The organism is Acinetobacter sp. NCu2D-2, assembly GCF_001647675.1.
Taxonomy (GTDB): domain Bacteria; phylum Pseudomonadota; class Gammaproteobacteria; order Pseudomonadales; family Moraxellaceae; genus Acinetobacter.
The window spans coordinates 2343139-2358193 of sequence record NZ_CP015594.1; the positions used below are offsets into that span (position 1 = coordinate 2343139).

The 15055-nt window shown below is 41.3% G+C and carries 13 protein-coding genes; 12 read left to right on the top strand and 1 reads right to left on the bottom strand.

The window, feature by feature from the left end:
* The first annotated feature begins 187 nt into the window (after positions 1–187).
* The 4 genes from A3K93_RS11300 (at position 188) to A3K93_RS11315 (ending at position 5124) form a co-directional block, all read left to right on the top strand.
* Positions 188–1465 (top strand): O-acetylhomoserine aminocarboxypropyltransferase/cysteine synthase family protein, encoded by a 1278-nt coding sequence (locus A3K93_RS11300; protein ID WP_067731307.1) that lies wholly within the window; start codon positions 188–190, stop codon positions 1463–1465.
* Positions 1466–1730: 265 nt separating this feature from the next.
* Positions 1731–2633, top strand: a complete 903-nt coding sequence (locus tag A3K93_RS11305) for an SDR family NAD(P)-dependent oxidoreductase (protein ID WP_442855644.1) — start codon at positions 1731–1733, stop codon at positions 2631–2633.
* 191 nt (positions 2634–2824) lie between these two features.
* Positions 2825–3607, top strand: a complete 783-nt coding sequence (gene hisIE / locus A3K93_RS11310; RefSeq protein ID WP_067731737.1) for a bifunctional phosphoribosyl-AMP cyclohydrolase/phosphoribosyl-ATP diphosphatase HisIE — start codon at positions 2825–2827, stop codon at positions 3605–3607.
* 14 nt (positions 3608–3621) lie between these two features.
* Positions 3622–5124, top strand: a complete 1503-nt coding sequence (locus tag A3K93_RS11315) for a UvrD-helicase domain-containing protein (protein WP_067731738.1) — start codon at positions 3622–3624, stop codon at positions 5122–5124.
* Positions 5125–5189: 65 nt separating this feature from the next.
* Here the strand turns inward: A3K93_RS11315 and A3K93_RS11320 are convergent, their stop codons facing one another.
* Positions 5190–6494: an RNA-guided endonuclease InsQ/TnpB family protein gene (locus tag A3K93_RS11320; RefSeq protein WP_067731309.1), complete on the bottom strand. Its 1305-nt coding sequence runs from the start codon at positions 6492–6494 to the stop codon at positions 5190–5192.
* A gap of 58 nt (positions 6495–6552) precedes the next feature.
* Here A3K93_RS11320 and tnpA point away from each other — a divergent pair, with 58 nt between their 5' ends.
* The 8 genes from tnpA (at position 6553) to A3K93_RS11360 (ending at position 15025) form a co-directional block, all read left to right on the top strand.
* Positions 6553–6951: an IS200/IS605 family transposase gene (tnpA, locus tag A3K93_RS11325; RefSeq protein ID WP_067727883.1), complete on the top strand. Its 399-nt coding sequence runs from the start codon at positions 6553–6555 to the stop codon at positions 6949–6951.
* Positions 6952–7037: 86 nt separating this feature from the next.
* The gene (locus A3K93_RS11330; protein ID WP_067731310.1) at positions 7038–8420 is read left to right on the top strand and encodes an AAA family ATPase; all 1383 of its coding nucleotides are present in this window, start codon (positions 7038–7040) and stop codon (positions 8418–8420) included.
* Between the two features lie 395 nt (positions 8421–8815).
* Entirely contained in the window at positions 8816–11653 is a 2838-nt protein-coding gene (locus tag A3K93_RS11335) for a monovalent cation/H+ antiporter subunit A (RefSeq protein WP_067731311.1), read from the top strand.
* A gap of 4 nt (positions 11654–11657) precedes the next feature.
* Positions 11658–12020: a Na+/H+ antiporter subunit C gene (locus tag A3K93_RS11340; RefSeq protein ID WP_067731312.1), complete on the top strand. Its 363-nt coding sequence runs from the start codon at positions 11658–11660 to the stop codon at positions 12018–12020.
* Complete coding sequence (locus A3K93_RS11345; RefSeq protein WP_067731313.1) at positions 12020–13828, top strand: monovalent cation/H+ antiporter subunit D; 1809 nt, start codon at positions 12020–12022, stop codon at positions 13826–13828. Before A3K93_RS11340 ends, A3K93_RS11345 begins: the two co-directional genes overlap by 1 nt.
* Positions 13828–14343, top strand: a complete 516-nt coding sequence (locus tag A3K93_RS11350; RefSeq protein WP_067731314.1) for a Na+/H+ antiporter subunit E — start codon at positions 13828–13830, stop codon at positions 14341–14343. The genes A3K93_RS11345 and A3K93_RS11350 overlap by 1 nt, the downstream gene beginning before the upstream one ends.
* Positions 14340–14615 (top strand): monovalent cation/H+ antiporter subunit F, encoded by a 276-nt coding sequence (locus A3K93_RS11355; RefSeq protein ID WP_067731315.1) that lies wholly within the window; start codon positions 14340–14342, stop codon positions 14613–14615. The genes A3K93_RS11350 and A3K93_RS11355 overlap by 4 nt, the downstream gene beginning before the upstream one ends.
* Before the next feature lie 11 nt (positions 14616–14626).
* Complete coding sequence (locus tag A3K93_RS11360; RefSeq protein ID WP_067731316.1) at positions 14627–15025, top strand: Na+/H+ antiporter subunit G; 399 nt, start codon at positions 14627–14629, stop codon at positions 15023–15025.
* Positions 15026–15055: the final 30 nt, after the last annotated feature.

Sequence of the window (15055 nt, forward strand, 5' to 3'; positions counted from 1 at the left end):
CTTCAATGCATTGTTACAAGTTTAGCAATGTTTGTTTTTTAAACAGTTCAAAACAGAGGTGTATGTCCTTTAAAATTCGGGCAATATATGAAGAAAGCAGATATATATTTGAATAATTCTGCGCTTTTATTCATATGCTTTTATGCTAATCTTTTCCAAAATCAAAAACACAAGAAGACCAAATATTATGAGTTATAAAGCAGAAACCCTTGCCATTCATGCAGGTTACACTCCTGAAGCAACAACAAAAGCAGTGGCTGTGCCCATTTATCAAACGACATCCTATTCATTTGATAATACTCAGCATGGCGCAGACCTGTTTGATTTAAAAGTCGCGGGAAATATTTATACCCGCATTATGAATCCAACCACTGCGGTACTTGAACAACGTGTGGCAGCACTTGAAGGTGGGATTGGTGCATTGGCTTTAGCTTCAGGTATGGCAGCAATTACTTATGCCATTCAAACGATTGCTGAAGCAGGTGACAATATTGCATCTGTTTCAACGCTCTATGGTGGAACCTATAACTTATTTGCGCATACTCTGCCAAAGCAAGGTATTGAAGTGCGCTTCTTTGATTATCAAAAACCTGAAAGCCTGCGTGAGCTTGTCGATGCAAAAACCAAACTCGTGTTTGTCGAATCGATTGGTAATCCGCTTGGTAATATTATTGATTTAGAAGCAATTTCCAATATTGCGCATGAACTCGGTATTCCTGTGATCGTTGACAATACCGTTGCAACTCCTGTGCTGCAAAAGTCGTTTGATTTTGGTGCAGACATCGTGGTGCATTCACTCACTAAATATATCGGTGGGCATGGTAATTCAATCGGTGGAATTATTGTCGACAGTGGCAAGTTCCCTTGGGGCAAACATGCTGAACGCTTCCCTGCTTTAAATACGCCTGACCCAAGTTATCACGGGGTGAATTATGTCGAAGCCTTAGGCGAAGCGGCATATATCGCGCGTGCTCGTGTGGTACCGCTACGCAATACCGGTGCAGCCATCAGCCCGCAAAATGTGTTCTTAATTTTGCAAGGCTTAGAAACTTTAAGCTTGCGTATGGAACGCCATACCGAAAATGCACTGAAAGTGGCCGAATATTTAAAACAGCATCCAAAAGTGAAATGGGTCAACTATGCAGGTCTACCTGACCATCCACAGCATGCTTTGGCACAGAAATATGTTAAAGGGAAACCTTCTGCAATTTTAACCTTTGGTGTTGAAGATGGTCGTGATGGCGGTGCACGTTTTATTGATGCATTACAACTATTTACTCGTCTTGTAAATATTGGCGATGCCAAAAGCTTGGCTTGCCACCCTGCAACCACGACACATCGTCAGCTCAATGCTGAAGAATTGAAATCAGCAGGTGTCAGTGAAGATATGGTGCGGTTAAGTATTGGGATCGAACATATTGACGATTTGATTGCCGATCTTGAACAAGCTTTGGCTCAAGTTTAAAACCTGTTTTCATCTAATCATTCAAAACCTCCTTCTTATGAAAGAAGGAGGTTTTATTTTGCTTGCAATATTTGCCACTTGTGGTAAAAATTAAATGAAAAGAAGAACAAAAATAGAGCAATTACTCTAAAAATTATTTATTTTTCAATACTTTAATCTGTAGATTTTTATATAAAATTCGTTATCATAGCCTTATTCAGAATAGCGCAATTTCTCACTATTCGAGCGCAACTCTACTTCTATAAAAATGACTAAATTCACTTTCATGAGGAATAACGACGTGAAAGAAAGACTACAGAAAAAACTTCAAGCCAAAATTAATGGAAAAACCATTCTCATCACAGGTGCCTCAAGTGGTATTGGCCTAACAACCGCACACCGTCTTGCTGATGCAGGTGCACATGTTCTGCTTGTGGCGCGTACCAAAGAAACATTAGAACAAGTTAAAGCTGAAATTGAAGCCAAAGGTGGTAAAGCCTCTGTATTTCCATGTGATTTAAATGACATGGACTCGATTGATGAAGTCGCAAAGCAAATTGTTGCGTCTGTCGATCAAATTGATATTTTAATTAACAATGCCGGGCGTTCAATCCGCCGCGCAGTGCATGAATCAACTGAACGTTTCCATGATTTTGAACGCACCATGCAGCTAAATTACTTCGGTGCTGTCCGTTTAGTTATGAACATTTTGCCGCAAATGATGATTCGTCGTGATGGTCATATCATTAATATCAGCTCGATTGGTGTCTTGGCCAATGCAACTCGTTTCTCTGCATATGTGGCGTCTAAAGCTGCGCTTGATGCTTTTAGCCGCTGTTTATCGGCAGAAGTTCATTCACATCGCATCGCAATTACCTCAATCTATATGCCATTGGTGCGTACACCAATGATTGCACCCACCAAGATTTATAAATATGTACCGACGCTTTCGCCTGAACAAGCGACTGATTTAATTGCGCATGCCATCTTAAAACGTCCGAAAAAAGTCGCAACAGGACTTGGACGTTTGGCATCAATTACTTATGCGATTGCACCGGATATTAACAATAAGCTGATGTCGATTGGTTATAACCTATTCCCAAGTTCTACTGCATCGGTCGGTGAACAGCAAAAACTCAATTGGGTGCAAAAAGCGTATGCACGTATTTTCCCGGGTGAACATTGGTAATTCGCACTTGATACACAAACCGCCTTCGGGCGGTTTTTAGCTTTTTTGATATCAAGATTACAAAAAATTGAACGACAAGTCCTGTCATTTAACGAAGATTTTTTCGCGCAAAATGGTTTAGATCACGTACACTATGTAAGGATCAACTGATCCCTATTTTTTATTTTTAGATTCAACTGATGGAACTCCTTATGAACAACGTGCAATGGCTCGATGAAGTAAAATTTAACGAACAAGGCTTAGTGCCGGCTATTGCACAGCATCATCAAACCGGCCGTGTGTTGATGGTGGCGTGGATGAACCGTGAAGCATTGGCTTTAACTGCTGAGAAAAACCAAGCGGTGTATTTCTCACGTTCACGCAATAAGTTGTGGCATAAGGGCGAAGAATCAGGTCATTTCCAAACCGTGCATGAAATCCGTTTAGACTGTGATGCTGACGTGATCGTGCTGCAAATTGAACAGCATGGTGGTATTGCTTGCCATACCGGTCGTGAATCTTGCTTCTATCGTAAATTGACACCAAACGGTTGGGAAATTGTTGATGCTCAGCTGAAAGACCCTGCTGCAATTTACGGTGAGAAATCATCAAATCCGCACACCCAAGCGATGAATGCGTCAAATGCACAAGCAGAACAAGTTGAAGTTCTAGCTTACTTGGGTCAAATGATGGCAGATCGTAAACAAGCCAATCCTGACTCATCTTATGTGGCAAAGCTGTATCACAAAGGCTTGAATAAAATCTTAGAAAAAGTTGGTGAAGAAAGCGTTGAAACCATCATTGCTGCGAAAGATTTTAAATTTGAAGCCAATGAAGACAATAAAAATGACTTGATCTACGAAGTTGCCGATCTTTGGTTCCATACCATCGTGATGCTCGGTTACTTCGATCTTGATGTGCAGCTAGTACTGAATGAATTGGCGCGTCGTCAAGGCTTGTCAGGTTTGGTTGAAAAAGCCAATCGTCAGCATTAATTTTGAATCGTTCTGTGTCCGACATACAAAAACCCACTGCGACCTATGAGCAGGCGACTGCCATAGATAACGCACGTCTAGGCAAATCTTTTAAAGTCATTGCCTATGCCGGCACAGGTAAAACGACGACATTACAAATGATCAGTGATGCCATGCCTGAGCGGCGTGGTATGTATTTAGCCTTTAACAAAGCGATTGCAGCAGAAGCACAGTCTAAGTTCCATCGCGGTGTTGATTGTCGAACCTTTCACTCACTTGCCTATCGCAGTGTTCCACGTGGAATCACGGATAAACTACGTCTTCCGCGACTCAGTCCAAGTTTTATCGCCAAAGAATATCGCTTAGAGCCAATGACCTTGCGTCGTATGATGGGCGGACGCTATGAAAAATACGTCTTGATGCCCTCACGTTTGGCAAGTTTGGTGGCGAATGCCGTCAGCTACTTCTGCTCGACTAGCTCGCAATACCCGGCACCACGACACATTCAAGCGCCAAGTTGGCTCCACCCTGATGACGTCGATGCACTACAAAAAAAACTTTATCCTGCTGTTGAACGTCGTTGGTTGGAATCGATTAATCCGCAGCATCAAGCAGGGATTGGTCACGATATTTATTTAAAACTATGGGCGCTGTCTGAACCGAATATTCCAGCGGACTATGTGCTATTTGATGAAGCTCAAGATGCTGACCCACTCATGCTTGGGATTTTACTTAAACAACGTAATACCCAAGTCATTTATGTGGGCGATGCCCATCAGCAAATTTATGCATGGCGCGGTGCGGTTAATGCCATGCAGCAATTGCCACTACCTGAAAGTCGTCTCACTACGTCTTTCCGTTTTGGTGAAGAAATTGCCTTAAATGCCAATGCGATTTTGGGGGCACTCAATGAGACAGTGCCCTTACTGGGTAATCCCCTGCTGAATTCAAAAGTCGTGAATAAACCGCATACCAAAATGCGCGATGCAATTTTATGTCGTACCAATGCGCGGGCGATGGAATTGCTATTATCGGGTTTATTACGCGGTGATAAAGTCAGCTTACAAGCCGATCATGTCAAATTAAATCGTTTTGTCGATGCGGCAGCCATGCTTAAACAAGGCAAACGCGTGACTGATGTACCTGAACTTGCGTGGTTTAACTCTTGGCATGATGTACATGAATACTGCGAAACCAATGATGGTAGTGATATTAAGCCTTTAGTTAAATTGGTCGATGAACACGGCACAGATCCACTGAAAAAAGCTTTAGCGAAAATCACACCAATTGGACAAGCGGATTACATCATTTCGACTGCACATAAAGCCAAAGGTTTAGAGTGGGATCGTGTCCATATCGAAGATGATTACCAATTTAAACTCAATGAAAAAGATCACAAAATTAGTGACGAAGAGTTACGGCTACTTTACGTGGCGTGTACACGTGCTAAAGTGAGTTTAAATATTCATCACATCTATGATCTGATTCAACAATTAAAACGCACAATGCCGCAGTCTTTAAGGCAAATTGCAGGATAAATCAGCTTGACACACTCCCACCACTTTCGACTAGCTCAAGTGGAGGATTCTAAAAGCAAAAGCTCTTAGGCGACTCCCTCACGGATTTCGCTTGCTTTCTGCTTCACAAGGCGACCTTTACCGCATCCACCCTCCACAGACAAAACGGTGTGTCCCACCGCCAAAATATTGCGAGAAGCATTTATATCCGCATTCTCGCTAAAACCACACTCAATACAGTTAAAGTTTGCCTGAGTGAGCCTATTTTCTTTTGCAACATGACCACATGAACTACAAGTCTGACTTGTATATTTAGGGTCAACTTTAACAAGTAAGCCACCTCGCCATTGTTGCTTATACTCCAACATATCAACAAGCATTGACCACCCTTGATCTAGGATTGATTTGTTTAAGCCTGTTTTGGCTTTAACATTCTTTCCTTTTTTCTCAATTGAGCCTTTTGCAGACTTCGACATATTAGCTACTTTTAAGTCCTCAACTACGATCATTGCGTGGTTTTTGCTGAGAGTTGTAGTGACTTTGTGCAAGTAGTCATGCCGAATATTGGCAATATGATGATGTAGTTTGTTAACTTTTAAATTAAGTTTTTTCCAATTTTCACTGAACTTGGTTTTCTTTTTCAACTTGCGTTGAAGTCTAGCTAATTTCACTTGATTGGCTTTAAAACTATTGATCGGGTTGAATACCTGACCATTAGAGGTTGTGACCAATTTCTTGATGCCAAGATCAACACCAATAGCTGATTTAGATGGGTGAATTGGTGTTTCAATTGTGTTTTCAACACCAAAAGAGATATACCACTTGCCAACATGCTTTGAGAGTGTGACGTTCTTAATCTCGCCTAAAATATCTTGTGATTTTCTAAATTTTACAACGCCAATATCACTAGGCAATTTAACTTGGTTGCCTTTAACCCAACAATACCTATTAAATTGAACAATACGAATTGAATCATAACCATCTGATTTTTTCTTGAATCGTGGCATGAGTGGTCTAAGTTGAATTTCATTACCATCGGGTAATTTAAAAAATTTTGGCTTCTTAGCTTTGAATGGTTTTTGCTTTAGCTTGGCTTGTTCTTTTTTATCGAAGAATTTACCCCAAGCATCACCAAGATCACGAACTTTTTGTTGAAGTGAGACACCATTTGAACTGTTTTCTAAAAAAGCACACTCAGGCTTTTTGCGTAATTCAGGGATTTTATTAACTAAATTAACTTTGTTAATTCGCTCATTATTAGCAAGCATCTCGAATGATGCAGCCAATATCTGATTCCAAACAAAACGTGCAGAACCAAGCAACTTGTTTAAAACAAGCTCCTGTTCTGCATTAGGCTCAAGCCTAAATTTGTACGCTTTGTTGATTTTCATAAATGAGTGTGTATGTGTTAATATGTATAAATACTACCACTAATTAAGCCATTCACCAATGACAGAAATATATAAAAACCGACATTCAGCCTTTAATTTGCATGTACATTTAGTGTTTATTACTAAGTACAGAAAGAAAATTCTAGGTGAGTTGCATCATAAGTATTTTATTGAGTGTGCATCTGAAATCTGCAAAGAGTTTGATGCGGAATTAAAGGAGTGTAATGGTGAAGCTGACCATGTTCATATGCTTATTCAGTACCCACCGACAGTTCAACTCAGTAAATTGGTAAATAACTTAAAATCAGTAACAAGCAGAAGAATGAGAAATGAGTTTTTGGATTTACGTGGTAGTTATGCAAAACCTGTTTTGTGGTCACGCTCATATTTTGCAGGGTCTTGTGGTGGCGCACCTTTGGATATTATTAAAAAATACATTGAAAACCAACAAGGTTAAAATCCTTGAAATTCACCTCCACCCTGACTGTCGGGTGGAGTCCTCTTTCACTTTAAGATAGATGTCTTTGACATCAAAGGTGCTGTATGCAAGTCGAATCATTACAACTCAAACACGTCCTGCATTTTTCTGATCTTAAACTTGATTTTAAATATCATGCCGCACCTGTCACTCTTATTTTAGGTGATCAAGGTTCTGGCAAAACGACCCTAATGCGGTTTTGTTACCAAGCACTAACTTGGTTTGTAGCACGCCAACGCGATATTCGAACCGCAGGTTTGGTGATGTTAGATCAAGACATTATGCTGAACCGCTTGCAGTCCAAAATTGAAATTGGGGTGAAGTTTTCAGAAGATATCGGTGCTTTTGATGAGGCTAGTGATTTAAACAAAGCATCCTTACAGCAATGTCGTTGGCACATGTATAAAACTCTAAATGCCCAAGGCGTTGGAATCAGTAAAGTTGAAACTCAACAACTCGATGAGATGGTCAATCTTTATCAGCGTGCCATTAAAAAAGATCCTTTGCTGGGTTTACCTTTGATTGCCTATTATCCTGAAGAGCGCTTCGTTAACGACATTAATCTTATCAGTAAAAATAATCCTGCCATTTTCCAAACGGCGCATGCTTATGAACTAACTGCCATTCCTTTCACTACCTTTGCACGATTTTTTGAATGGATCCGTGAGATTAGTGATATTGAAAATGCTCAAAGTGCTCAATTGATTCAGGATTTGTTAAAACCTTATGAAAATACCGAGCAACAAGCATCCTATGATAACTTAGCTGCACAGATTGCCAAAGCACAAAGCAATATTCATGCACCAGCACTCAAAGCTTTACGCCACGCTTTAAGTATTGTGATCCCCGGACTTACGAATCTCTATATCCACTACGCACCTAAACTTCAGCTTATGGTGGAATATCAAGGTCAGAAACTGCTGTTCCAACAACTTTCTAACAGTGTTCGAAATTGGGTTGCTTTGGTAGGTGATATTGTCAGACGTCTATGTGTGCTGAATCCTAAAAGCCTATTTCCCTGTCAGGAAGGTACAGGTATTTTGATGATTGATGCGATTGATCATCAACTCGATCAAGAGCATGTCACACAGATTCTGCCACGCTTGCATCAAGCATTTCCTCAACTACAAATTCTTGCCACAGGCAATCGCAGTGAACTTTTAGATCAAGCACAAGATTTTCAATGTTTACAACTCAATCAACAGCAAGTCCATACAATAGATTTGACACAGGATCAGCAACATTTTGAACAAATTTATGCTGATCTTGGCATGAATAAAATCAAGGATGATGTGTCCTTTATAGACGATACCCTGATTGATCCGATAGCAGAACCCATGAAAATAGACTCTATCTTAGAGTCGATTCAGCACCTATCACTTGAACAAAAACAACACATCCTAGAATCTTTATTGGCAGAGCAAGATACTGAAGATAAAGGACTCTAAATACTTACGCAAAACAGGAATTAGACGGAAGCTTAGCTTTCACAGTCAGCATACATTTTTATCAATAAAATAATCTGAATTAATCTTATTTTTCTGTCAATTTAATTCGGACTGCTTAGACATGCGCCCCATACATTTATCGCTGGGGCGTATAATCTTAGACATCAACATAAAAAGATTGATGTTGATGTCCTCCTGTAATATGATCGGTTTTATTTGCAAATTTCATTGTAAAATCGGATTTTGCTATCGTTCATAAGTTGTGCAATACAACTGTTTTAATTTTTTATACCTAATTTGGCTTTCAAGATTAGGAGTTTTGGATCACGTTTTGTTGTCCTCGCATTCTTGAAAGATAAAGATTCACTAGAGGCTTTTTTGCCTTAATCACGACAATGGAAATGAGTGTGCTGCCAATTATTGTATTGTTACCCTTACTCCTAGGCACAACCCTTGTCTCATTGCTACAGCGTGTTTCACGAGGCGCAACTGCGCTTGGGGCAATTGCTGTCAGCCTGAGCTGCTTTATTTTATTACTGTTACAAGCACCTGATATTTTTGCAGGGAAAACCCTGATTGAAACATGGGCATGGTTGCCACAACTTGGGCTAGATTTTAGTTTTCGCTTAGATGCGCTCGCAATTTTATTTGGCTTATTGATTAGTGGTATTGGCACACTCATTTATATCTATGCCTATTATTATTTAAATCCGAAAAATTCCCTCAGCAAATTGTATTTTTTGCTGATGCTGTTCATGTCAGCCATGCTCGGGATTTCGCTCTCTAATAACCTGATTTTATTATTGGTATTTTGGGAGCTGACCAGTATTTCTTCTTTCCTGCTGGTGGGCTATTGGAGCAATTACGAAGCTGCTCAGCGTGGTGCGCGTATGGCGCTCACCATTACAGGCATGGGCGGTTTAGCAATGCTGGGGGGCTTTATTTTACTGGGTCAAATCACAGGCACTTATCAGATTGATAAAATCCTAACCATGACCAATCTGATTCAGTCACATACGCTATTTGTTCCGACATTACTCTTAATTTTGTTGGGTGCATTTACCAAAAGTGCGCAATTCCCCTTCCACTTTTGGCTACCCAATGCGATGGCAGCACCGACTCCTGTATCGGCATATTTACACTCCGCAACGATGGTTAAAGCTGGACTTTTCTTAGTCGCTCGTCTTTTACCTATTTTTGCGGGCGCTGCCCTCTTCCACAATATTGTGACCTTTGTTGGGCTATTTACCCTATGCATGGCGGCATTCTTCGCCATCTTTAAAGAAGATTTAAAAGGCCTATTGGCATATTCGACTATTAGTCACTTAGGCTTAATCATGTGCCTATTGGGCATTGGTTCGCCACTGGCTGTTGCTGCTGCAATTTTCCATATCATTAACCATGCGACCTTTAAAGCAGCGCTGTTTATGATTGCCGGCATCATTGACCATGAAACGGGTACCCGTGATTTACGTAAGTTATCTGGTCTTTGGCAGTTGCTTCCTTATACAGCAACGCTGACCATGATTACAGCTGCATCCATGGCAGGTGTACCGCTGACTAATGGTTTCTTATCCAAAGAAATGTTCTTTACAGAATTATTAGCGAATTTAAGTGGTTCAGCCCTAATGCTGTCTGCAATTATCGCGACATTTGCCGGTATTTTTGCAGTTACCTATTCGATTCGATTGGTGCATGGCGTATTTTTCGATGGGCCATTAGGTAAAAATATTCCAAATCAACATGCCCACGAACCAACATTTGGAATGCGTGCACCAGCAACTTTATTGGCCATTTTATGTATTTTAGTCGGTGTATTACCTGCTCTACTGGTTGAACCCATCGTCAATGCAACTGCACGTGCCAGCACACAGAATTTTGATTTTGAAGGTACACACTTAGCTATTTGGCATGGCTTTAATCTACCTTTACTCATGAGTGCAATTGCTCTAGTTGGCGGTATTATTTTCTATTTCGCCTTAGCCAAAGGCAGCCGCATTCGTGATATTGATTTAGATCCTGCCTTAGGTCGCCTACAAGGACGAATCTTATTCGATCTGTTTTTGAAATCACTGATGTTAAATACACGTGCGTTTAGACGTGCAACTGAAAATGGAAAATTACAAAGCTATTTATTATGGATTGTCGTCTTTAGCATTGGATTAATGGCTGTTCCATTTATATCAAGTGGAATTAGCACAGGGACACGTGAGCTTACCCATGCACCTATCTTAGCCATTGTACTGTGGTTATTACTGTTCTCTGCATGTTGGATGATGCTGTGGTTCCATCACGAACGTATTAAAGCGGTACTGATCAGTGGTGCTGTGGGTCTTGTCGTTACATTAGTTTTTGTCTGCTTCTCAGCACCTGACTTAGCCTTAACGCAAATTACAGTTGATGTCGTAACAACCGTACTGCTGTTAATGAGCTTATCGTTGTTACCTCAGCTAACACCTTATGAATCCAGTGTTACACGTCGTTGGCGCGATGCCCTTATTGCCATCGGTTCAGGTGTAGGGATTACTTGGTTAGCATGGCTCGTGATGACTCGCGACTACAATTCCATCTCGTGGTTCTTTATCCAGCAAGTGATTCCACTCGGTGGTGGTACCAATGTTGTAAACGTAATTTTGGTCGATTTCCGTGGTTTCGATACCTTTGGAGAAATTACCGTTCTCGGTATTGCAGCCATTGGTGCACTTTGCATGATGGATGGTATGCGTGCACATAGTACAACCATTACACAAGGTCTCACCTATCGCTTTAACCCCTCCCCGCTTATGCTGCGTATTACCGCATCTTGGGTGTTGCCTGTCGCACTTGTGGTTAGCCTTTATATTTTCCTTCGGGGGCATAACCTCCCGGGTGGTGGATTCATCGCAGGTCTAATTACGTCCTTAGCTCTGGTGATTCAATATATCGCGATTGGTCAGGATAAAGCAGAACAACTCCTTGGTGCTAAATCTGGTCGCCTCTATGAAATATGGATTGGTGTGGGTTTATTGGTAGCAGGATTAACCGGTATTGGGGCATGGTTCTGGTCTCGTCCGTTCTTAACCAGTGCACATATTTATGTTTCACCACCCCTACTCGGTGAAATGCATTTAGCTTCAGCTGCACTATTTGATATTGGGGTTTATGTCACCGTTGTCGGCGCAACCATGCTGATGATTTCTGTATTAGGCGACTCCCGTCACTCTAGCATGTCTGGTCCAGTACCACGAGGATAATAGAATGATTAGTATTGAACTTTTATTAGCTTCAGCGATTGGTTTACTGACCGCAACTGGGGTGTATCTGATCCTACGTGCACGTACATTCCCTGTGGTGTTAGGTTTAGCCATGATTGGCTATGCGGTGAATTTATTCTTATTTTCAATGGGGCGTATCCAAATTCATACCCCAGCCGTACTTACGGAAGCGACCAAAGTCGTTGATCCATTACCACAAGCTTTGGTCTTAACCGCGATTGTGATTGGCTTTGCCACTACCGCATTTATTGTTCAACTTGCATTACGCAGCCGCTACGAATCAGGAACAGATCACGTTGATTCAAAAGAAGAAATACCTGTTGACCTACGTGAGGATGAGCCTTAATGACTGATCTTCTAAGTTTTTGGCAACAACACACTCCAATTGTTAGTATTTTACTGCCAGCGATCACTGCATTTTTGCTTTTATTGCTCGGTAATCCGGGGTCAGGTTCACTCACTACGGATTGGCGGCAACCTTGGCGTCGTGGTATTAGCCATGTATCGACTTTCTTAGGTTTACTGCTTGCACTGAGTTATGTGAGTCTTGTCAGTAATGGGCAGATCCATGTCTACACTTTAAGTGAATGGTCAGCACCTTTTGGTATTGTGCTTGTACTTGATCGCTTATCTGCGCTGATGCTCCTGCTGACGTATGTGCTGGCTGTACCGATTATTTGGTATGCAAGTAAACATTGGGATGCGCAAGGTCGTTATTTCCACGCCATGATGCATTTTTTGCTCATGGGACTTAGTGGTGCGTTCCTGACAGGTGACTTATTTAACCTGTTTGTATTCTTCGAAATTCTATTGATGGCATCCTATGTGCTGTTACTGCATGGCCAAGGTAAAGCCCGCTTCCAGCTCGGTATTCATTATGTGACCATCAACTTACTGGCTTCTGCCATGTTCCTGATTGGACTCGGTCTCATCTATGGCAGCGTCGGTAGTTTAAATATGGCAGATGTTGCCCGCCTTATGCCATTGTTGGAGCATGATCAGCATCGTATTGCGGTCGCTGGTGCTTTACTACTCTTTGTGGTATTTGGAATTAAAGCAGCCATGTTACCTGTAGGTTTTTGGCTACCAAAAACTTACGCAGTTGCCACCACGCCAGTTGCTGCGATCTTTACCATTATGACCAAAGTGGGTGTCTATGCCATTTTAAGAATTAATGGAACAGTCTTTGATGATGAATATAGCCATCAAATTCTGATGAACACCTTACTGGTCATTGGTATTGTGACTTCAGTGTATGGTGCATTTTGTGCGATTGGTACAGATCGTTTACGTCGCTTTGTCGGCTTTATGATCTTATCATCTGTGGGTACGATCCTCATTGCGATTTCGTTAAACAATGACGATGCTTGGGCAGGTGCGCTGTATTACATGGTGCATAGTACAATCATTGCTGCTGTATTTTATGTACTTAGTGGCTGGATTACATCACAGCGCGGTGAATTTAAAGATCACTTTAAAATTGCACCGCAGATGAAGCAAAATACCTTAGTTTCCATCATCTACTTTATCATTGCTTTAATGATGGCAGGTTTACCACCATTCAGTGGATTCTTGGGCAAGGTCTTCATTCTACAAGCGAGCGCAGATTCACCTTATCAGCTCATCATTATTATCAGTGTGCTGTTAGTGAGCTTACTCAGCATTTTGGGCTTTACCCGTGTCGGCTTTGTATTGTTCTGGCGTTCAACCAAACCCGAAGATGATATCAACAGTCCTGACTATGCCAAATATCAAGCCTTACCAAGTATCGCTCCAGCTCGAAATGATAAAGTCATTTATGTATTGCTTGCTGTATTAATGGCTTATATGGCCTTTGCTGCGCCGCTATATCAATATAGTTTGGCAACTGCACAGCAAATTAAAGACAATGCCTTGTATGAAGCTGCTTTAATTAAACGCGATGGCGAAGGCAATGCAATCAGTGTGCAACCATTTGATTCAGAATATTTACCTGAAACCAAATATGGCGGTGAAACCGTTGATCCAAATGCACACCTTATTCCTTATGTGATTTCTGAAAACACCTTAAATGGTAGCCATATTTCAGAATTTAAGCAGCGTCAAATACAAAAGCAATATATTGAACAACGCCAAGCGGGCGACAACCAATTAAAACCGATGGAGGAACAATAATGAATCAAACATTATTACGCTGGTTCCCCCACCCTTTGGTGTCACTGATTGTTGGCTTGAGCTGGGTATTGCTTGGTAAAAGTATTGATGCAGGGACGATTTTGATGGCCATCGTGTTGGCCATTCTCATTCCACGTATGGTGAAGCCATTTATTGACTACACGCCAAATATTCAGTGGGGCCCGGCATTCAAGCTATTCTTTGTCGTGCTTTGGGATATTGTGATTTCGAATATCAAAGTGGCGAAGTTAGTGCTCGGTCCAACTAAAAATCTGCATCCAAAATGGTTCCGTGTACCTTTAGATACCGAACATGAAGAAGTCAATGCATTATTGGCGATGATCATTACCACTACACCAGGTACGGTATCGGCGGGGATCGATCAGGACCGTGGTGATATCTTGGTACATGCACTCAGTACGGATGATATTGACAGCGAAATTGAATCGATTAAACAGCGCTATGAACAGCCTTTAATTCGTATTTTTAGTGCCAAAACAGGAGCATCAGAATGACGATTTTACCTTATGCGCTGATGATCGCTTTAGGGGCAGTAACCATTTCAATGCTGCTCTGCCTGATTCGTTTGGTGATGGGACCTTCAATTGTAGACCGCTTGCTGGCTTTAGATACTTTGTTCCTAAATGGAATTTGCCTGATGGTTATTCTAGGTATCTATTGGACCAGTACCTACTTATTTGAAGGTGCTTTACTCATTGCCATGCTCGGTTTTGTTTCCACTGCTGCTCTTGCCCGCTATTTCACTAGCGGTCATGTGATTGATTAAGAGGATTTAACATGTCTTTGTTCTTGGAAATCCTCGTTTCGATCTTTTTGGTGATTGGCTCATTCTTTATGTTGGTCGGTGGGATTGGCATGGTTCGCTTGCCTGATCTGTTCATGCGATTGCATGCACCAACCAAATCCAGCACATTAGGACTAGGTAGTTTCTTACTTGCAGCGATGATCTTCTCAGGTATACAAGGTCATTTTGGCTTTGCTGAAATTTTGATTACGCTGTTTGCCTTTATTACAGCACCTGTATCAGCAAATCTGATGGCACAAGCTGCACTACACTTACGTTTACGTTCAATGAGTGGTGATGCACCTGAAACTTTAGAGCGACCACTACCTTGGCAGAAATCACCGCGACAAGCATTCTATGAAAAGAAAAATTGTGATGATGATTTAAAATAAAATTATCCTGCCATAAAAAAGCCACCCTAA